At 50.7% G+C, this 18,186-nt stretch carries 18 protein-coding genes and 3 pseudogenes; 8 read left to right on the top strand and 13 right to left on the bottom strand.

Features of this window, described 5'->3' with window-relative positions; all coding sequences use genetic code 11:
• Positions 1 to 218 precede the first annotated feature (218 nt).
• Positions 219 to 602, top strand: a complete 384-nt coding sequence (gene copM, locus Q9J80_RS00215; RefSeq protein ID WP_003754005.1) for a CopM family metallochaperone — start codon at positions 219 to 221, stop codon at positions 600 to 602.
• A 24-nt stretch (positions 603 to 626) separates the two neighbouring features.
• Here copM and Q9J80_RS00210 read toward each other — a convergent pair.
• Positions 627 to 818, bottom strand: a pseudogene (locus Q9J80_RS00210) (IS3 family transposase); the annotation flags it as partial.
• A gap of 159 nt (positions 819 to 977) precedes the next feature.
• Here Q9J80_RS00210 and Q9J80_RS00205 point away from each other — a divergent pair.
• Both Q9J80_RS00205 and Q9J80_RS10940 read left to right on the top strand, forming a co-directional pair.
• Positions 978 to 1,163: pseudogene (locus tag Q9J80_RS00205) on the top strand (gamma carbonic anhydrase family protein); the annotation flags it as partial.
• Positions 1,164 to 1,166: 3 nt separating this feature from the next.
• Positions 1,167 to 1,265: pseudogene (locus Q9J80_RS10940) on the top strand (gamma carbonic anhydrase family protein); the annotation flags it as partial.
• Between the two features lie 69 nt (positions 1,266 to 1,334).
• Here the strand turns inward: Q9J80_RS10940 and Q9J80_RS00200 are convergent.
• From Q9J80_RS00200 to lolA, 3 genes are all read right to left on the bottom strand, one after another.
• Entirely contained in the window at positions 1,335 to 1,871 is a 537-nt protein-coding gene (locus Q9J80_RS00200) for a gamma carbonic anhydrase family protein (RefSeq protein ID WP_301673483.1), read from the bottom strand.
• A 71-nt stretch (positions 1,872 to 1,942) separates the two neighbouring features.
• A complete protein-coding gene (locus tag Q9J80_RS00195; RefSeq protein ID WP_301673482.1) occupies positions 1,943 to 3,082 on the bottom strand; it encodes a polyamine ABC transporter substrate-binding protein in 1,140 nt (379 codons plus the stop codon).
• A 278-nt stretch (positions 3,083 to 3,360) separates the two neighbouring features.
• Complete coding sequence (lolA, locus tag Q9J80_RS00190; RefSeq protein ID WP_301673481.1) at positions 3,361 to 3,984, bottom strand: outer membrane lipoprotein periplasmic chaperone LolA; 624 nt, start codon at positions 3,982 to 3,984, stop codon at positions 3,361 to 3,363.
• Between the two features lie 430 nt (positions 3,985 to 4,414).
• Between lolA and Q9J80_RS00185 the strand changes: the two genes are divergently transcribed.
• Genes Q9J80_RS00185 through Q9J80_RS00175 form a run of 3 tightly spaced genes read left to right on the top strand, consistent with a single transcriptional unit; the run spans position 4,415 to position 6,140 of the window.
• Positions 4,415 to 5,242, top strand: a complete 828-nt coding sequence (locus Q9J80_RS00185) for a ferritin-like domain-containing protein (protein WP_301673480.1) — start codon at positions 4,415 to 4,417, stop codon at positions 5,240 to 5,242.
• Positions 5,243 to 5,279: 37 nt separating this feature from the next.
• Entirely contained in the window at positions 5,280 to 5,942 is a 663-nt protein-coding gene (locus Q9J80_RS00180; protein WP_301673742.1) for an HAD family hydrolase, read from the top strand.
• 3 nt (positions 5,943 to 5,945) lie between these two features.
• Positions 5,946 to 6,140 carry a hypothetical protein gene (locus tag Q9J80_RS00175; protein WP_301673479.1) on the top strand — a complete coding sequence of 65 codons (195 nt, stop codon included), beginning with the start codon at positions 5,946 to 5,948 and terminating at the stop codon, positions 6,138 to 6,140.
• A 117-nt stretch (positions 6,141 to 6,257) separates the two neighbouring features.
• On the opposite strand, the gene Q9J80_RS00170 is transcribed toward Q9J80_RS00175, so the two are convergent.
• Both Q9J80_RS00170 and ppsR read right to left on the bottom strand, forming a co-directional pair.
• A complete protein-coding gene (locus Q9J80_RS00170) occupies positions 6,258 to 6,563 on the bottom strand; it encodes a hypothetical protein (RefSeq protein ID WP_301673478.1) in 306 nt (101 codons plus the stop codon).
• A gap of 314 nt (positions 6,564 to 6,877) precedes the next feature.
• A complete protein-coding gene (ppsR, locus tag Q9J80_RS00165) occupies positions 6,878 to 7,699 on the bottom strand; it encodes a posphoenolpyruvate synthetase regulatory kinase/phosphorylase PpsR (protein WP_118997682.1) in 822 nt (273 codons plus the stop codon).
• A gap of 411 nt (positions 7,700 to 8,110) precedes the next feature.
• Here ppsR and ppsA point away from each other — a divergent pair, with 411 nt between their 5' ends.
• Positions 8,111 to 10,495: a phosphoenolpyruvate synthase gene (ppsA, locus tag Q9J80_RS00160; protein ID WP_301673477.1), complete on the top strand. Its 2,385-nt coding sequence runs from the start codon at positions 8,111 to 8,113 to the stop codon at positions 10,493 to 10,495.
• Between the two features lie 219 nt (positions 10,496 to 10,714).
• Positions 10,715 to 11,974 (top strand): transcription termination factor Rho, encoded by a 1,260-nt coding sequence (gene rho / locus Q9J80_RS00155; protein ID WP_002221329.1) that lies wholly within the window; start codon positions 10,715 to 10,717, stop codon positions 11,972 to 11,974.
• A gap of 89 nt (positions 11,975 to 12,063) precedes the next feature.
• On the opposite strand, the gene Q9J80_RS00150 is transcribed toward rho, so the two are convergent.
• From Q9J80_RS00150 to secF, 7 genes are all read right to left on the bottom strand, one after another.
• Complete coding sequence (locus Q9J80_RS00150) at positions 12,064 to 13,359, bottom strand: NAD(P)/FAD-dependent oxidoreductase (protein WP_301673741.1); 1,296 nt, start codon at positions 13,357 to 13,359, stop codon at positions 12,064 to 12,066.
• Between the two features lie 125 nt (positions 13,360 to 13,484).
• On the bottom strand, positions 13,485 to 14,372 hold the full coding sequence (locus Q9J80_RS00145) for an ABC transporter permease subunit (protein WP_025457917.1): 888 nt from the start codon (positions 14,370 to 14,372) through the stop codon (positions 13,485 to 13,487).
• The gene (locus Q9J80_RS00140) at positions 14,372 to 15,337 is read right to left on the bottom strand and encodes an ABC transporter permease subunit (protein WP_301673476.1); all 966 of its coding nucleotides are present in this window, start codon (positions 15,335 to 15,337) and stop codon (positions 14,372 to 14,374) included. The genes Q9J80_RS00145 and Q9J80_RS00140 overlap by 1 nt, the downstream gene beginning before the upstream one ends.
• A 15-nt stretch (positions 15,338 to 15,352) precedes the next feature.
• Positions 15,353 to 16,477: an ABC transporter ATP-binding protein gene (locus Q9J80_RS00135; protein WP_304671336.1), complete on the bottom strand. Its 1,125-nt coding sequence runs from the start codon at positions 16,475 to 16,477 to the stop codon at positions 15,353 to 15,355.
• A gap of 276 nt (positions 16,478 to 16,753) precedes the next feature.
• On the bottom strand, positions 16,754 to 17,023 hold the full coding sequence (gene rpsO, locus Q9J80_RS00130; protein WP_002217790.1) for a 30S ribosomal protein S15: 270 nt from the start codon (positions 17,021 to 17,023) through the stop codon (positions 16,754 to 16,756).
• Positions 16,986 to 17,240 carry a hypothetical protein gene (locus Q9J80_RS00125; protein ID WP_304671337.1) on the bottom strand — a complete coding sequence of 85 codons (255 nt, stop codon included), beginning with the start codon at positions 17,238 to 17,240 and terminating at the stop codon, positions 16,986 to 16,988. Before Q9J80_RS00125 ends, rpsO begins: the two co-directional genes overlap by 38 nt.
• A 7-nt stretch (positions 17,241 to 17,247) precedes the next feature.
• Positions 17,248 to 18,183: a protein translocase subunit SecF gene (gene secF / locus Q9J80_RS00120; RefSeq protein WP_304671338.1), complete on the bottom strand. Its 936-nt coding sequence runs from the start codon at positions 18,181 to 18,183 to the stop codon at positions 17,248 to 17,250.
• Between the last annotated feature and the right edge of the window lie 3 nt (positions 18,184 to 18,186).

Below are 18,186 nucleotides of genomic sequence, written 5' to 3'. Positions count from 1 at the left end.
TCAGACGGCCTTTTTTTCATTCGATATCAACCCAATAAATCCCAAGCAAACTTTCCAATGGTCAGGCACAGCAGCAACATAAATCCGTAACGCAGCTCAAATATTGTCTTATTTTAGCTTTTAGCACCTCACCAAACATTTTCGGAACAAATGTTGACCTTAACCTTAGGTCAAGGTTTATAATTTGTACTTATTCAGCTATTACATAGGCGAAAAACATGAAAAAACTTATGACTTTTATCACACTTAGCGCTGCTGCAGTTTCAATTCATGCCCACGCTAATGAACAACCGCATCAAGCACACATGAATATGCAAATGTCGACAGGTTCTGCAATGCAACAAGAATTAATGCAAGGTATGAATCAAATGCATCAAGACATGATGGCAGCTGCGCAATATAAAGATCCTGATGTTGCTTTTGCAGCAGGTATGCTGCCACACCATATTGGCGCAGTAAAAATGGCGGAAGTTGAATTAAAATATGGAAAGGATCCTGAGATGCGTAAGCTTGCTGAGGATATTATTAACGCACAACAAGCGGAAATTGAACAAATGCAAAAATGGCTTAAAGCACACAACAAAAAAAGCTCCGTAAAATGATCTGACCCCAAAAGTTAGACTGATTTAGTTCAAGGACTGAGTTCTGTAATTCACAGAGCTCAGTCCTTTTAGTTTCCCCTGAATGCGCTCATGGTTGTAATAATGAATGTACTCATGAATCGTTTTTTCCAGTTGTTAGAACGTCTCAAATCATTTACCGTAATAACATTCCATTTTTAATCGTCCAAAGAAGCTTTCCATCGCACTATTATCTAATAAGGTTTATGCTGTTAAGGTCCAATAAGTTGATATATAAACTGATATTCCCGATAATCACATTATTCGGAGTCGGTATTACAGGCAGAATTTTAAAAGTAATCAGAGGGAATGTTTAATAAATCCTTTAACAATATATACCTTACCGAAGAAGGAAAAATGAACGCAATCCGAACTTTCCAAAACCGCACGCCCGAAATCCACGAAACCTGTATGATAGACGGAACGTGCGTCATTATCGGCGAAGTGTCGCTTGCCGAAGATATTTCCGTGTGGCCGTGTGCCGTGTTGCGCGGCGACGTGAACAGCATTACCGTCGGCGCGCGCAGCAATATACAGGACGGCTTCGCCTACCTCGCGCCTAACCGCGTGAATCTGGGACTCACGCAAGAACGTTGGCCGGACATCGTGTTCCACGAAACGCGCGAGCATTCGGTGAAGCTGTAAGGTAACAGAAAACAAACATGCCGTCTGAAACCCAAAATTTCAGACGGCATGTTTATTCAACCCAAAATCTTATTCCGCTTGTCGGTATTGTTGCGACAGCCTTACATAATGCGCGGCGGAATACTTCAAAAAGGCTTTTTCCTCATCGGTCAACACGCGCACCTGTTTGACTGGCGAACCGACATAAAGATAGCCGCCCTCCAAACGTTTGCGCGGAGGCACGAGGCTGCCCGCCCCAATCATCACGTCATCTTCAATAACGGCATCGTCCAGAACCGTCGTCCCCATGCCGACCAAGACTCGGTTGCCGATACGGCAGCCGTGCAACATGGCCTTGTGTCCGACAGTTACATCTTCTCCGATAATGAGCGGCGACCCTTCGGGTTTGGCAGCGGTTTTATGGGAAACGTGCAAAACGCTGCCATCCTGTATATTGCTGCGCGCACCGACGGTAATGCTGTTCACATCGCCGCGCAATACGGCATACGGCCATACGGAAACATCATCGGCAAGCGACACCTCTCCGATAATGACGCACGTTCCGTCTATCATGCAGGTTTCGTGGATTTCGGGAGTGTGGTTTTGGAAAGTTCGGATTGCGTTCATTTTTTCTCCTTTACTGCCGTTGTCCGGCTTATTCTCTAGATGCCGTCTGAAACAGGCTCAAACGGCTCGGCTCATTTTCCAGCCTTAAGCGACTGCCACAGTCTGACACTGAGACGGCTGACATCGCTGGATTTCGGCGATACGATGAAACTTTTCTGCATCAGTTCTTTAGTCGGAAAAATCGATGCGTCGGATGTATATTTCGCATCCATCAGTTCTTGGGCAGGCAGACTGGCCGGTGCATAGGTTACGAAACTGCCGTTTTGCGCGGCAACTTTCGGATCCAGGGTGTGATTGATATATTTATGGGCATTGGCGACATTTTGCGCATCACGAGGAATCATCAGCGAATCCACCCATACACCCACGCCGGTTGCCGGTACCAATACCTTGATGTCTACACCGTTTGCCGATTCCCGGGCACGTGTTTTGGCAATATTCAAATCACCGCCGTAACCGATAGCGACACACAGGTTTCCGGTCGCCATATCGTCGATATAGCCTGAAGAAGTGAAGCGTTTGATGTCCGGACGGACGGTTTTCATCATATCGACTGCGGCTTTGATGTCTTCGGGATTTTCACTGTTGGGATCTCTGCCCAAATAGTGCAATGCTAGGGGAATCTGCTCGATAGCGCTGTCAAAATAACTGATACCGCAGGATTTCAGCTTGCGCGTATATGCGGGATTAAATACCAAATCCCATTCGTTTTCGGGCAATTTGTCCGTACCCAAGGCCTTTTTCACCTGCTGCGTATTGATTGCCAAGGTATTAATGCCCCAAAAATAAGGGATGGCATATTCGTTGCCCGGATCGACTTCCGCCATCATTGCCAGCAGGGAGGCATCGATGTTGGCGTAATTGGGTATCAGGCTTTTATCGATTTTCCGGTATGCGCCGGCTTTAATCTGCCTGCCGACATTGGCGACGGAAGGTACGACCAAATCATAACCGGACTTTCCGGTCAGCAGCTTGGCTTCAAGTGCCTCGTTGCTGTCATAATAGTCGTACCGGATATTGAGACGGGTATCTTTTTCAAAATCGGAGAGGGTTTGGGGATCGACGTAATCCGACCAGTTATAGATATTGAGTTTGTCGGAAACAGTATGTTGCACTTGGGATGCTTCGGGTTCTGCGGTGGTTTGGCTGCCACCGCCGCATGCAGTCAAGACGAGGCCGAAAACTGCCGCCGCCATCAAGATTTTTCTCATGGATACAGTCCTTTTGTGAAAAAGAAAACATTGCAGTGGTCCGATACCACATACAAAAGGGAAACTGTGGGGGCGGCCGGCTTGCTTCCTTGTGCCCTTGATTCAGCTGGACTGAATTAAACGGCAAAAGACGCGGCAGTGCAATACTTAATTTTAATGCCGGAAAAAATATATGTGCAACCGTTTATTTTCAAACAATGCACCTGCTCCGCCATCTTAAACGAATATGCCGTCTGAACGTGCCATACGTTCAGACGGCATAATGCCAAACAAACAAGTCAGTTGCTCAATACGTCCACACCCTGCGGGGGCGTAAATTTGAATGTGCCGCGCGAAAGGCCGGGCTTGGTGTTCAGGCTGCCGAAGCTGACGGAGGTTTGGTTGCCGAAGCTGTCTTTAAGCTGCATGGCGGCGAGGTTGCCGCCTTTGAAGCCGATGCGGATATATTGGTAGCCGGCGTTGTTGCGTTTGGGCGTTGCCAGCACATAATCGATGCCGTTGGACGAACCGTCTTCTTTGAGGGAGTAGCTGCTTTCGAGGGCGGTTTTGTTCGACAGGATGGCGGCAGGGCTGCCGCCTATGATCTGGTCTTGGGACGACTTGGTTACTTGTGCCAAATCGACATCATAAAGCCAGACGGTTTGACCGTCGCCGACAATAGTCTGTTTGTAGGGCGAAGTGTATTCCCATTTGAAGAGGCCCGGGCGCAGGATTTTGAACGTGCCGTGCGCGGTTTGGGTTTTCTTTTTGCTTTGGACGGTTTGGGTGAAGCTGCCGCTGATACCGTCGGCATCGTTGTTGAATTGCTTGAGCGCGTCCACCGCGCCCGCCTGTGCGGAAGCGACGGCGACGGTCAGGGAGCAAACGGCGAGGAATTGGAACAGGTTGTGCGGTTTCATCATTATTTTTCCTTGTCGGGATGGGTGTGGCGCAAAGTATCGGCGCGGCAAAACAATCATACGGGCGGCGGGACGGGCGGTTTGCATTTTGCAAACCGCGTTTTCCGAGGGCTGATTTTTTTGACCGCTCGGAAAAGGCAGGCGCGCCACGCCGCCCTTTAATTGTGTGCCGCGTTATAGTGGATTAACAAAAATCAGGACAAGGCGACGAAGCCGCAGACAGTACAGATAGTACGGAACCGATTCACTTGGTGCTTCAGCACCTTAGAGAATCGTTCTCTTTGAGCTAAGGCGAGGCAACGCCGTACTGGTTTTTGTTAATCCACTATATTTGACGGTTTGGGCGCGGAATGCCGAATCGCGGAGATTATATGCCTCATCTTGTTTTTTTTAAACGCTATAATATTTGTTTTCCGAACACGGCGGACTTGAGATGAAACCCGATATTTATGCTTTGCTTGAACGCGCCCTGCTTTCGGGCGACCCAGATGAAAAAGGACGGCTGACGGATGAGGCGTTTGCCGCCGTTCAAAATGCGGACGGGGCGGAGGCAAACGCGCCGCCGGCGGACTTCCCCCGCGCGGGACGGCCGGACAAGCCTGTTTTGGTCGCGCCGTCGCAACTGACCCCGCGCAAAATGAACACGATCGAAGGCTATGCGGCGATGCTGCACGCGATTGCTCATATCGAGTTCAATGCCGTCAATCTGGCTTTGGACGCGGCATACCGTTTCCGCACGCTGCCGTTTCAGTTTGTCCGCGACTGGGTGAAAGTGGCGAAGGAAGAGGTGTGCCACTTCCGCCTGATGCGCGAAAGGTTGCGCGCTTTCGGCTTCGATTACGGCGATTTCGAGGCACACAACCATTTGTGGGATATGGCGTACAAAACCGCCTACGACCCGCTGTTGCGCATGGCGTTGGTGCCGCGCGTGTTGGAAGCGCGCGGGCTGGACGTTACACCCGGCATACGCGCGAAGGTGGAACAGCGCGGCGATTCGGCAACCTGCGGCGTGTTAGACATCATCTACCGCGACGAAGTGGGCCATGTCGCCATCGGCAACCATTGGTATCAACACCTTTGCCGCGAACGCGGTTTGGAACCTGTCGCCCTGTTCCGCAGTCTGATTGCCCGTTACGATATGTTTATCTTCCGCGGCTATGTGAACATCGAAGCGCGCGAAAAAGCGGGCTTCAGCCGCTTCGAATTGGATATGTTGGAAGATTTCGAGAAGAGTTTGAAACAAAATAAACATGCCGTCTGAAACCCTTCGTCCCGCACTTTATAAAAAAGGAAAACACATGATACAAGCCGTATTGTTCGACCTCGACGGCACACTTGCCGACACCGCCCTAGACCTCGGCGGCGCACTCAACACCCTGCTCGCCCGCCACGGACTGCCCGCAAAAAGCATGGACGAAATCCGCACCCAAGCCAGCCACGGCGCAGCAGGACTGCTCAAACTCGGCGCAGGCATCACCCCCGACCACCCCGACTATGCCCGATGGTGCACCGAATACCTTGACGAATACGACAGCCGCTACGCCCAAGACACCACCCTCTTCGGCGGCGTAAACGAACTCATCGCCGAACTCGGAAAACGCGGCATCAAATGGGGCATCATCACCAACAAACCCATGCGCTTCACCGACAAACTCGTCCCCAAACTCGGCTTCATCATCCCACCCGCCGTCGTCGTCAGCGGCGACACCTGCGGCGAGCCCAAGCCCAGCGTCAAACCCATGCTGTATGCGTGCGGACAAATCCACGCCGACCCGCAACACACACTCTACGTCGGCGACGCGGAACGCGATATACAGGCGGGGCGCAACGCCGGTATGACGACCGTCCTCGCCGAATGGGGCTATATTTCCGATGAAGACGACACCGCCTCTTGGCAGGTGGACATCCGCATCCCCACACCGATCGGGCTACTCGGGACGCTAAACAAAATCCGTCCTTGAAAAATGCCGTCTGAAACCCTTCACCTTCAGACGGCATTTCCCGCATTCTGGCACCGACCGATGCCTTCGTTAATCAACCGAAAGAATCGGCCGGAAGTTATCGGCTTTTATTGTGCTGCCCGCTTTCAATCTTCTTTTTCTCTTGGCTCGCCTGCTGCCGTCAATCGTGCGCCTGTCTATTTTTTTTCTCTGTTGTAAGAACCTAGTTTCAGGCTGCCTAAAAGTGAGTTATAATGGTTACCCATTGTATTCAATGGTAAAGTTTACAAGTTACTCAAAATTAAAGCCCTTGCACTCGTGCAAGGGCTTTTTTCTTTATCGTCTGTTGCGTTCTTCGTTCATGTGCTGAATGCGGATATGCTCCACTAACTCGCGGTGCTTGTCGGCTTCTGTCCGCTCTCCCCAATCAAAGCCGCCTTTCTCTTCTGTTGTGCCTGTGCCTATGCTCGCCCAAAAGTCGGGAATGAATGGTAAAAACAGCCTGAAAAAACTGTAAACAATGCCAACGACGTAGGTTATGAACAAAATGGGCAACCCAATAAAAACATATACACTAATGCCCGCAATGGCAACAGCCACAATCCAAGCGAAGCAAACGAAAATTGTATGTAACCAGTCCATAATACTAACTCCAATCTAAAAACGCTCTGTAAGCCGTCTATTTTCGTTTTATAGCGCGTTCATTATATGGCTGCTTAAGTTTTTAGCAGCCCTGAAATCCGACGGGCTGTACGATATGGGCAGGACATCAGATGTCGGCAGGTAAACCAGCTTGATATGCCGCCCGCCCCGACTGTGGAAACACCCATCGGGATTGGACTTGAGCAGGCGGGTTACCAGCCTTTGGACATCTTTGTTTGACGAATATTTAATGGCGGAACTCCCGTGTAAGGTGTCAATAAACGGAATTTTGCCTGAATTTCAGGCAGGAAACATCAAAACCTACGCTTCAACTTGCACGCCTGAAGGATGTGCACGGCAAGCTCTTCCACCGATTTATCCGTCGTATTCGCAAACGGAATCCCATGCCGTCTGAACATACTCTGCGCGTCCGCCACCTCACTGCGGCAGGTGTCGATGCGCGCATAAGCCGAATTCGGGCGGCGTTCCTGACGGATTGCCTGCAAACGTTCCGGCTGGATGGTCAACCCGAACAGCTTGTCTTTATACGGCTTGACCATACGCGGCAGATCGGTCGATTCCAAATCGTCGGGAATCAGCGGATAGTTTGCCGCACGGATGCCGTATTGCAGGGCGAGGTAAAGGCAGGTCGGCGTTTTGCCCGAACGCGATACACCCATCAAGATTACATCCGCTTCCTGAAGGTTCTTATCGCTAACCCCGTCATCGTGGTTCAAAGAAAAATTGACCGCCTCCATACGCGCATCGTAACGCTTCGTATTGCCGATACTGTGATGCCCCTGTTCGGCGGCAACCGCCTCGGTGTTGAGTTCCTTTTCCAAAAGCCCGAGGAAGGTTTCAAAAAAATTGATGTGGAAAGCGTCTGCCTGTTTGATGATTTCACGGATTTCGTCATTGACCACGCTGACAAACGCAATCGGACGCTGACCGTTTTCCTGCCGGCTCCGATTGACCTTCTCCACCACCGCGCGCGCCTTTTCCGGCGTATCGACAAACGGATGCGTATGGCGTTTGAACGACAGATTGCCAAACTGGTTCAGCAAAGCCTCGCCGATATTCTCGGCAGTCAGACCGGTACGGTCGGAAATGTAAAACACATGGCGCGGACTGCTCATCTTCCATCCTTAAAACACAGGTTTAAAATCCCATCATAACAGCAGCAGCAGACACAAGGAAAGCACCCGCAGCACACCTACCTCGGATTACACCCAAACAGACACAATATTATTTTGAAATAAAATTATTTAGATAAAGTGTTTTTTGGCAGAAAATTTTAAAAAAATAAACAAAAAATCAAACAGAAAAAACATTAACCTATTCAAACCATCTGTTTTACAAAGAAAATACCCAAAAAAAGAAACATACCGGCTGCAAGTTTCAAACCGCTACACACGCCGAAACCGCAATTTTTCAGACGGCATCATGATTTTAAAACGGATAAAACACATGACAGCGGCGGAACGAATCGCTTAAAATAAGCACGCGGATTTGTTTCTTTTTTAACATATTTTGGATTGGACACACAAATGGCCGACAACTACGTAATCTGGTTTGAAAACCTGCGTATGACAGATGTTGAACGCGTGGGCGGTAAAAACGCCTCGCTGGGCGAAATGATCAGTCAGCTGACCGAAAAAGGCGTTCGCGTCCCCGGCGGCTTTGCCACCACAGCCGATGCCTACCGCGCATTCCTCGCACACAACGGTCTGAGCGAACGCATTTCCGCCGCACTGGCAAAATTGGATGTCGAAGACGTTGCCGAACTGGCACGCGTCGGCAAAGAAATCCGCCAATGGATTTTGGACACGCCTTTCCCCGAACAGCTCGATGCCGAAATCGAAGCGGCATGGAACAAAATGGTTGCCGATGCCGGCGGCGCGGACATTTCCGTTGCCGTACGCTCTTCCGCAACCGCCGAAGACCTGCCGGACGCTTCATTTGCCGGCCAACAGGAAACCTTCTTGAACATCAACGGCTTGGAAAACGTTAAAGAAGCGATGCGCCATGTATTCGCCTCCCTGTACAACGACCGCGCCATTTCCTACCGCGTCCACAAAGGCTTCGAACACGACATCGTCGCCCTTTCCGCCGGCGTTCAACGCATGGTGCGTTCCGACAGTGGCGCATCAGGTGTGATGTTCACCCTCGACACCGAATCCGGCTACGATCAAGTCGTCTTTGTTACCTCCTCTTACGGTCTGGGCGAAAACGTCGTACAAGGCGCGGTCAACCCGGACGAATTTTATGTGTTCAAACCTACGCTCAAAGCGGGCAAGCCCGCCATCCTGCGCAAGACCATGGGTTCGAAACACATCAAAATGATTTTTACCGACAAAGCCGAAGCCGGCAAATCGGTAACCAACGTCGATGTCCCCGAAGAAGACCGCAACCGCTTCTCCATTACCGACGAAGAAATCACCGAGTTGGCACACTACGCGCTGACCATCGAAAAACACTACGGCCGCCCGATGGACATTGAGTGGGGTCGCGACGGCTTGGACGGCAAACTCTACATCCTGCAAGCCCGTCCCGAAACCGTAAAATCCCAAGAAGAGGGCAACCGCAACCTGCGCCGCTTCGACATCAACGGCGACAAAACCGTATTATGCGAAGGCCGTGCCATCGGTCAAAAAGTCGGACAGGGTAAAGTACGCCTGATTAAAGATGCTTCCGAGATGGATTCCGTTGAAGCCGGCGACGTACTGGTTACCGACATGACCGATCCGGATTGGGAACCCGTGATGAAACGTGCTTCCGCCATCGTTACCAACCGCGGCGGACGCACCTGCCACGCGGCGATTATCGCGCGCGAACTGGGCATTCCTGCCGTTGTCGGCTGCGGCAATGCGACTGAACTCTTGGAAAACGGTCAGGAAGTGACCGTATCCTGCGCCGAAGGCGATACCGGCTTTATCTATGCCGGCCTGTTGGACGTACAGATTACCGATGTCGCCTTGGACAATATGCCCAAAGCACCCGTCAAAGTCATGATGAACGTCGGCAATCCCGAACTCGCATTCAGCTTCGCCAATCTGCCCAGCGAAGGCATCGGCTTGGCGCGTATGGAATTTATCATCAACCGCCAAATCGGTATCCACCCCAAAGCCTTGTTGGAATTTGACAAACAAGACGACGAATTGAAAGCGGAAATTACCCGCCGCATCGTCGGCTATGCGTCCCCTGTCGACTTCTACGTCGATAAAATCGCAGAAGGCGTGGCAACATTGGCCGCATCGGTTTACCCGCGTAAAACCATCGTCCGTATGTCCGACTTCAAATCCAACGAGTACGCCAACTTGGTGGGTGGCAGCATCTACGAACCGCATGAAGAAAACCCGATGTTGGGCTTCCGTGGTGCGGCGCGTTATGTTGCCGAGAGCTTCAAAGACTGTTTCGCCTTGGAATGCAAAGCATTAAAACGCGTCCGCGATGAAATGGGGCTGACCAACGTCGAAATCATGATTCCGTTCGTACGCACCTTGGGCGAAGCCGAAGCCGTCGTTAAGGCATTGAAAGAAAACGGTTTGGAACGCGGCAAAAACGGCCTGCGCCTGATCATGATGTGCGAGCTGCCGAGCAACGCGGTATTGGCGGAACAATTCCTGCAATACTTCGACGGCTTCTCCATCGGCTCGAACGACATGACCCAACTGACCCTCGGTCTCGACCGCGACAGCGGCTTGGTGTCCGAATCGTTTGACGAACGCAACCCTGCCGTCAAAGTGATGCTGCACCTTGCCATCTCCGCCTGCCGCAAGCAGAACAAATATGTCGGCATCTGCGGTCAAGGTCCGTCCGACCATCCGGACTTTGCCAAATGGCTGGTTGAGGAAGGTATCGAAAGCGTTTCCCTGAACCCGGATACCGTCATCGAAACTTGGCTGTATTTGGCGAATGAATTGAACAAATAATCAATGCCCATACCCCCGAGCCTGAAAAGCGCGGGGGTATTTTTTTCCAAGCAGCTCCGTTCAGACGGCATTTCCTGCCGATGCCCCGTCCGCGATAATATTTGACACCCACGCGCCGACTGCCTACAATTCCCCCTTCTCCGAGCAACCGGCAACGGTCAGCTTCTTCTTTCAGACGGCATCTGCCTGTCTTTTTCCTCTTCAAAATACATCATTATTATGCACGTCTCCGAATTACAAACCCTGCACATTTCCAAACTCTTAGAATTGGCGGAAGAACACGGCATCGAAAACGCCAACCGATTCCGCAAACAAGACCTCGTATTTGCCATCGTCCGCCAGATGATGAAAAAAGGCGAGGGTTTCACCTGCTCCGGCACGCTTGAAATCCTGCCCGACGGTTTCGGCTTCCTCCGCAGCGCGGACACCTCCTATCTTGCCGGACCCGACGACATCTATGTCTCGCCCACCCAAATCCGCCGCTTCAACCTGCATACGGGCGACACCATCGAAGGAAGCGTCCGCGTCCCCAAAGACAACGAACGCTATTTTGCCCTAGTCAGGCTTGATACCATCAACGGCGACCACCCGGAAGTATGCCGCCATAAAATCCTGTTTGAAAACCTGACCCCGCTGTTTCCGACCGAACAGTTGAAGCTGGAACGCGACTTAAAGTCCGAAGAAAACCTTACCGGACGCGCCATCGACCTGATTTCGCCCATCGGTAAAGGTCAGCGCGCCCTCTTGGTTGCCCCGCCCAAAAGCGGTAAAACCGTGATGCTGCAAAACATTGCCCACGCCGTTACCGCAAACTATCCCGAAGTCGAACTCATCGTCCTCTTGATTGACGAGCGTCCCGAAGAAGTTACCGAAATGAGCCGCTCCGTCCGTGGCGAAGTAGTCTCCTCCACCTTTGACGAGCCGGCTCAACGCCACGTCCAAGTTGCCGAAATGGTGCTTGAAAAAGCCAAGCGTATGGTAGAACACAAAAAAGATGTGGTCATCCTGCTTGATTCGATTACCCGCCTTGCCCGCGCCTACAATACCGTCGTGCCTACCTCGGGCAAAATCCTGACCGGCGGTGTCGATGCCAACGCACTGCATCGTCCCAAACGTTTCTTCGGCGCGGCGCGCAACGTGGAAGAAGGCGGTTCGCTGACCATCATCGCCACCGCATTGGTTGAAACCGGCAGCCGTATGGACGATGTGATTTACGAAGAATTCAAAGGCACCGGCAATATGGAATTGCACCTTGACCGCCGTATGGCGGAAAAACGCCTCTTCCCCGCCATCAACATCAACAAATCCGGCACGCGCCGCGAAGAGCTGCTTGTCCCGAACGACCAGTTGCAACGTATGTGGTTACTGCGCAAGTTCCTGCACCCGATGGATGAAATCGAAGCCACCGAGTTCTTAAACGGGAAAATCAAAGCATCTAAAAATAATGATGACTTCTTTGAACTGATGCGCGGAAAATAAACACATCATTGACATTAGGCGAAATGCCGTCTGAAATCTGAAAATCGGGTTTCAGACGGCATTTTTATGCATTTGCCGTTCCCTAATACTCAACGGCTGTCTTTCCACTGATAATATTTCGAGCCGAGGAAGGAACCGAGCTTTCTCAAAAACGGTTGGAGGATGATATTCGGCTGGCACAACTGCTCAAACGGCTTCAGACGGCATTCGTCCCCTAAAATTGCTTCTGCAACCGCCAAACCTGCAATACCCGTTATTGCCATACCATGGCCGGAATAACCTTGTGCATAAAAAATATTTTCGGCCAAACGTCCGAAATGCGGGACAAGGTTGGCGGTAATATCGCACTCCCCGCCCCACGAATACTCGATTCCGACATCGGCAAGCTGCGGAAAAACTTTAAGCATATCTTGGCGGACAAGCTCGGTCATACGCGCGGGATCGTCGATAAATTCATGGTCTTTACCGCCGAAAAGCAATCTGCCATCCGCACTAAGGCGGTAATAGTCCAAAATATGGCGGTTGTCGCACACAGCCATATTGTTGCGGATAAGCCCTTTTGCGCGCGCCCCCAAGGGTTCGGTGGCAATAATAAAGGTGCTGACGGCAATCGCCTTGCGTTCCAAAGGCTTGAATATCGGATTCAAACCGGCATAAGTATTGACGGCATATACCACATTTTTGCATTCGACACTGCCTTCGGGCGTGTAAACCAGCCAACCGTTTTGATGCGGTTCGATGCGTATCATGGGAGAATGCTCAAAAATCTGCGTACCGGCTTCGGCAACGGCACCGGCAACACCCAACGTGTAATTGAGCGGATGAAGGTGTCCGGACAAGGGATCGAACTGTGCGCCTTGGTACATATCGCTGTCGAGTTGCTGCTTCAGTTCAGTATTATCCCAAAGTTGATAATGAGTTGCACCGTAATATTTTTGGGCGTGTTCATGCCACTGCTGCAACTCTTCCCAATGCTGCGGACGGACGGCAACCGTGGCATAACCGCGCTGCCAATCGCAATCGATGGCATGTTTGCGGACGCGTTCGTCCACCAGTTCGACCGCCTGCAAAGACTGTTGCCAAAACCATTGCGCCTGCTCCAAACCGACCTGTTTTTCAATTTCCTCCATACCGCAGGCGTAATCGCTGATAACCTGCCCGCCACTCCGTCCCGATGCGCCGAAACCGATACGCGCGGCTTCCAAAACGACGGCTTCATGTCCGTGTTCCGCCAGCGGCAATGCTGTACACAAACCGCTCAAACCGCCGCCGATAATGCAGGTTTCGGTTTTCAGACGGCATTGAAGTTTCGGATAAACAGTATAAGGATTAACCGAACTAAAATAATAAGAAGGCAAATATTCTTGAAAATCAGGACGAATCATTATGTTTACTTTATCAGGTGTATTTTCAGACGGCATGATATGGTTTGCCGTACCATGCCGTCTGAACGGGAAATTACTTTAAGAAAACAGGCTGACCCATTCATGCGGTCAGCCTGCCTTGTTAGTTAATTTGCTTTCTCGGCAGCCAATTTTTCCTGACGGTAGGCTTCTGCCGCTTCTCGGTCACGCCTGGTTGCCTGCCTCATCATCCAATAATTGACGATGATGACCAATGTTCCAATGATGCCGATCAGGATGGTTGCCAAAACGTTCATCTGCGGATCGAGACCCAACTTGATCTTGGAAAAAATCACCTGCGGCAATGTAGAAGAACCGGGACCGGAGAGGAATGAGGTAATCACCAAGTCGTCCAGCGACAGGGTAATACCAAGCAGGAAGCCGGAGGCAATCGCGGGCGCAATCAGCGGCAGGGTAATCACAAAAAAGATTTTCAGCGGACGCGCGCCCAAGTCCATTGCAGCTTCTTCGAGCGATTGGTCAAGCTCAACCAGACGCGAACGGATAACAACGGTAATGTATGCCATGCAAAGCGTGGTATGTCCTAAGAAAATAGTGAAAAAGCCTCGATCAAAATAAAGCGATTGCAGTAATTCGCTACCTTGCAGGAACATCTGCACCTGAATAATCAGGAGCAGCATGGACAAACCGGTAATCACGTCAGGCATAACCATAGGTGCGGAAATCATACCGGCGAACAAGGTACTGCCACGGAAACGTTTGATACGCGCCATCGCATAGCCCGCCAGCGTGCCCAAAACGACGGCGGCAAGCGAAGATACAACGGCAATCCGCAGCGACAGCCAAGCGGCTTCCAAAATGGTGTCGTTTTCCATCAGTGCGGCATACCATTTGGTCGAAAAGCCGCCCCAAACGGTAACAAGTTTGGATTCGTTAAACGAATACACCACCAGCACAACCAGCGGGATATACAGAAACGCCAGCGACAGTGCCAACATCAGTTTCAAGAACCAAGATAATTTGGATTTCTGCATTATTTGGCTCCTTCTTCCAATTCGCGGTTTTCATAATGCTGGAACAGCGCAATCGGCACAACCAGCAGCGCGACCATCACGACGGCGACGGCGGAAGCCAACGGCCAGTTGTTTTGATCAAAGAATGCCTGCCACAAGACTTTACCAATCATCAAGTTTTCCGAACCTCCGACCAGCTCGGGAATGACGAACTCGCCGACAGCGGGGACGAAAACCAGCATCGAACCTGCAATAATGCCGGTTTTAGACAGAGGCAGTGTAATCGTCAAGAACGACTTGACCGGTCCAGCACCCAAGTCGGAAGCCGCTTCGAGCAGGCGGCTGTCCAGTTTTACCAGCTGCGTGTAAAGCGGCAGAATCATAAACGGCAGATAGGCATAAACCATCACCAAGTTCAATGAGAACGCATTGTAGAACAAATCTAATGGCTCACTGATAATACCCATCTTAATCAATAAGTTGTTTATGATGCCGTTATGCCCGAGCAAACCCATCCACGCATAGACGCGTAACAGGAACGATGTCCAAAAGGGCAGCATAATGGCAAGCAGCAAACCATTACGGACAGAAGGATTGGCACGGGAAATCGCATATGCTGTCGGATAACCGACCAACAGACAAATTACCGTCGTAGTCAGTGCAGTTTTTATTGAAGACCAATAGGTCATCAGATAGATATTGCTGTTTTCACCGTCGCCGAAGGGATTCAGGGTATTCCAGAAATTTTGGAAAATATCGGTATAGTTTTGATAACTGATGGCGATATTCAGACGACCTAAATCTTCATCGATGCTGGTCAACGGCGTAAACGGCGGAATGGCGATTTCTTGTTCGGCAAAGCTAATTTTCAGCACGATGGCGAACGGAATCAGAAACAGCACCAAAAGCCAAATATACGGCACGGCAATCACCGCACGCTGCCCCGGGCGGCGGAACAGTTTGTTTTTCAGTTTTTTAAGGTTCATCTCACTCCCCTTAAATCAACGGAACAACGGAGTCGGTTGGTTTTCCGGCCAGCTGATATACACGGTTTCGTCCCAAGTTGGCGGTGTAATGTTACGCACATACCAGTAAGGGGCAGGGACTTGGCTTTTGACGACGCGCCCGTTGGCGAGTTTGATATGGTATATGGCGAAGCTGCCCAAATAGGCAATTTCTTTTACCGTACCTTTCGCCCAGTTATAATCGCCCAAATGATCAGGTTTTTCTTTATACAAATCGATGTCTTCCGGACGGATGCTGACCCACAGGTCCTGTTCGCTCGGGCCGCCCAAACCATGATCGATACGGACGTGGTTTTCCAAACCTTCGCATTCGATGACGGCATAATCCGCATGATCTTCAATCACGACACCGTCAAAAATATTGGTTTCGCCGATAAACTCGGCAGTGAAGCGGCTGTTGGGATAGTCATACACATCGCTGGGTGTACCGACCTGCTGCAACTGACCGTCGGACATAATGGCGATGCGGGTCGCCATCGTCATCGCCTCTTCTTGGTCGTGCGTAACCATAATACAGGTTACGCCGACTTGTTCCAGCGTGTTGACCAACTCAAGCTGGGTTTGTTGGCGCAATTTTTTGTCCAACGCGCCGAGGGGCTCATCCAGCAGCAGAATTTTCGGACGTTTTGCCAGACTGCGTGCCAAAGCGATGCGCTGCTGCTGACCACCGGACAATTGATGAGGCTTGCGCTTGGCATACTTGGTCATCTGAACCAGGCGCAGCATTTCTTCCACGCGCGCGGCGATTTCGTCCTTAGGCATTTTGTCCTGTTTCAGACCGAAGGCAATGTTTTGTTCTACGGTCATATGCGGAAAAAGCGCGTAACTTTGGAACATCATATTGATGGGACGTTCGTAGGGTGCAAGCTTAGTAATATCCTGACCGTCAAGGATGATTTTGCCCTGATTGGGGCTTTCCATACCCGCCAGCATACGCAGCAGCGTGGATTTACCGCTGCCGGAGCTGCCCAAAAGGGCAAAGATTTCGTGTTGATAAATGTCCAAGTCGATGTTATCGACAGCGTAATTGTCACCAAACTTTTTCACCAAGCCTTGGATTTGCAGATAAGGTTTGGCTGAAGACGCAGTGGTTGCGGTCATAATGGCAATACTCCAATAAAAAGACGAGTACCGGCAAAACGGATTTTCGAATGGGTGATAAAAAGCTGTTTGATTGCTGGCGGGAGTCGCAACGTCTGATGCCGTCTGAAACTCTTGTGAAGCGCACGGGCAGCATGAAATGGAACAGGATTCCAAAGAACTTTGTATTATATTAGTTTATGCGGTTTTCGGGCAATAAATATGGATTTGAACTTGTCGGAAAGCAACAGAAAAGAAAACACCGCCCATTTTTCTGGGCGGTGTCGGAAAGCGCAATTATTTACGCAGACCCAAGCGGGTAATCAACGCACGATACGTATCAGGTTGGGTACGGCGCAAGTAGGCCAACAAGCGGCGGCGTTGGCTGACCATTTTCAACAGGCCGCGACGGCTGTGGTGGTCTTTGGGGTTGGCTTTGAAGTGGGGGGTCAGGTCGTTGATGCGGAAAGTCAACAGGGCGACTTGTACTTCAGAAGAGCCGGTGTCGCCTTCTTTACGTTGGAAATCTTTAACGATTTGTGCTTTTTGTTCTACGGTCAGTGCCATAATGGAAAAACTCCGAAAAATAAAAAGAACCCCAAATGGGATTCGGACAAGTTTGCCAAGCCTCGACAACGGCAAACTCCCTATGCCCAAGATAGGGCAATGCGGCATTATGACACAGTTCCTGCATTTCTGCACAATATTTTAAGACCGTGAAAACAACTGTTAAAAATGCCGTCTGAAGCATTGTCTGCTTGAGACGGCAATGTTCAGACGGCATATGCGCTTCAGACCACGATTTCTTCTTTCTTCTTCGGTTCTTTACCGATATTTTCACGGCTCAAGCCAAACATCAGCAAGAGCGGGCTGGCAACCAATACGGAAGAATAAATGCCGAACACGATGCCAATGGTCAACGCCATAGAAAAGCCGTGCAAGGCCGCACCGCCGAACACCAGCATGGATACGACCATCGCCTCGGTCGAACCGTGGGTAATGATGGTGCGGCTCATCGTTGCGGTAATCGCGTTGTCGATAACTTCCGGCACGGTATGTCCGCGCATCGCCGGCTTGCGGAAGTTTTCACGGATACGGTCGAAGACGACGACGGATTCGTTCACAGAATAGCCCAATACGGCAAGAATGCCCGCCAAGACGGTCAGCGAAAATTCCCATTGGAAGAAGGCAAAGCAGCCGAGAATAATCACGATGTCGTGCATATTGGCGATAATGGCAGATACGGCAAAACGCCATTCGAAACGCATCGACAGGTAAATAATGATGCCGATAACGACAAAACCTAAAGCCATCAATCCATTACTTACCAATTCCTCACCGACTTGCGGGCCGATAAATTCGACTTGGCGCAAAGTAACGTCGGGACTGTCTTTTTTCAGCAAATCCATCACACGGTTGGACAACTGTGCGGAAGTAACGCCTTCTTTGTTCGGCAGGCGAATCATGATGTGTTTGTTCGTACCCAATGCCTGAACCTGTACATCACCCATTTTCAGCGTATCGAGGCGTTCGCGCATCTTATTGACATCCGCACCCTGCTGATATTGGACTTCCATTACCGTACCACCGGTAAATTCGACAGAGAAATTCAGGCCTTTGGTCACCAAAAAGAATACGGCGGCAACAAAGGTAACCAACGAAATAAAAGTCGTCAGTTTGCCGTAGCTCATAAACGGAATATCGCGTTTGATTTTAAATAATTCCATGTT

Source organism: Neisseria blantyrii, assembly GCF_962747855.1.
Taxonomy (GTDB): domain Bacteria; phylum Pseudomonadota; class Gammaproteobacteria; order Burkholderiales; family Neisseriaceae; genus Neisseria; species Neisseria viridiae.
This window is presented reverse-complemented; position numbering and strand designations above follow the sequence as displayed.

What these genes read in the sequence shown, in the direction of transcription:
- copM (WP_003754005.1), top strand. Translation starts at nt 219, where the DNA reads ATGAAAAAACTTATGACTTTTATCACACTTAGCGCTGCTGCAGTTTCA.
- Q9J80_RS00200 (WP_301673483.1), bottom strand. Translation starts at nt 1,871, where the DNA reads ATGAACGCAATCCGAACTTTCCAAAACCACACTCCCGAAATCCACGAA.
- Q9J80_RS00195 (WP_301673482.1), bottom strand. Translation starts at nt 3,082, where the DNA reads ATGAGAAAAATCTTGATGGCGGCGGCAGTTTTCGGCCTCGTCTTGACT.
- lolA (WP_301673481.1), bottom strand. Translation starts at nt 3,984, where the DNA reads ATGATGAAACCGCACAACCTGTTCCAATTCCTCGCCGTTTGCTCCCTG.
- Q9J80_RS00185 (WP_301673480.1), top strand. Translation starts at nt 4,415, where the DNA reads ATGAAACCCGATATTTATGCTTTGCTTGAACGCGCCCTGCTTTCGGGC.
- Q9J80_RS00180 (WP_301673742.1), top strand. Translation starts at nt 5,280, where the DNA reads ATGATACAAGCCGTATTGTTCGACCTCGACGGCACACTTGCCGACACC.
- Q9J80_RS00175 (WP_301673479.1), top strand. Translation starts at nt 5,946, where the DNA reads ATGCCGTCTGAAACCCTTCACCTTCAGACGGCATTTCCCGCATTCTGG.
- Q9J80_RS00170 (WP_301673478.1), bottom strand. Translation starts at nt 6,563, where the DNA reads ATGGACTGGTTACATACAATTTTCGTTTGCTTCGCTTGGATTGTGGCT.
- ppsR (WP_118997682.1), bottom strand. Translation starts at nt 7,699, where the DNA reads ATGAGCAGTCCGCGCCATGTGTTTTACATTTCCGACCGTACCGGTCTG.
- ppsA (WP_301673477.1), top strand. Translation starts at nt 8,111, where the DNA reads ATGGCCGACAACTACGTAATCTGGTTTGAAAACCTGCGTATGACAGAT.
- rho (WP_002221329.1), top strand. Translation starts at nt 10,715, where the DNA reads ATGCACGTCTCCGAATTACAAACCCTGCACATTTCCAAACTCTTAGAA.
- Q9J80_RS00150 (WP_301673741.1), bottom strand. Translation starts at nt 13,359, where the DNA reads ATGATTCGTCCTGATTTTCAAGAATATTTGCCTTCTTATTATTTTAGT.
- Q9J80_RS00145 (WP_025457917.1), bottom strand. Translation starts at nt 14,372, where the DNA reads ATGCAGAAATCCAAATTATCTTGGTTCTTGAAACTGATGTTGGCACTG.
- Q9J80_RS00140 (WP_301673476.1), bottom strand. Translation starts at nt 15,337, where the DNA reads ATGAACCTTAAAAAACTGAAAAACAAACTGTTCCGCCGCCCGGGGCAG.
- Q9J80_RS00135 (WP_304671336.1), bottom strand. Translation starts at nt 16,477, where the DNA reads ATGACCGCAACCACTGCGTCTTCAGCCAAACCTTATCTGCAAATCCAA.
- rpsO (WP_002217790.1), bottom strand. Translation starts at nt 17,023, where the DNA reads ATGGCACTGACCGTAGAACAAAAAGCACAAATCGTTAAAGATTTCCAA.
- Q9J80_RS00125 (WP_304671337.1), bottom strand. Translation starts at nt 17,240, where the DNA reads ATGCCGTCTGAACATTGCCGTCTCAAGCAGACAATGCTTCAGACGGCA.
- secF (WP_304671338.1), bottom strand. Translation starts at nt 18,183, where the DNA reads ATGGAATTATTTAAAATCAAACGCGATATTCCGTTTATGAGCTACGGC.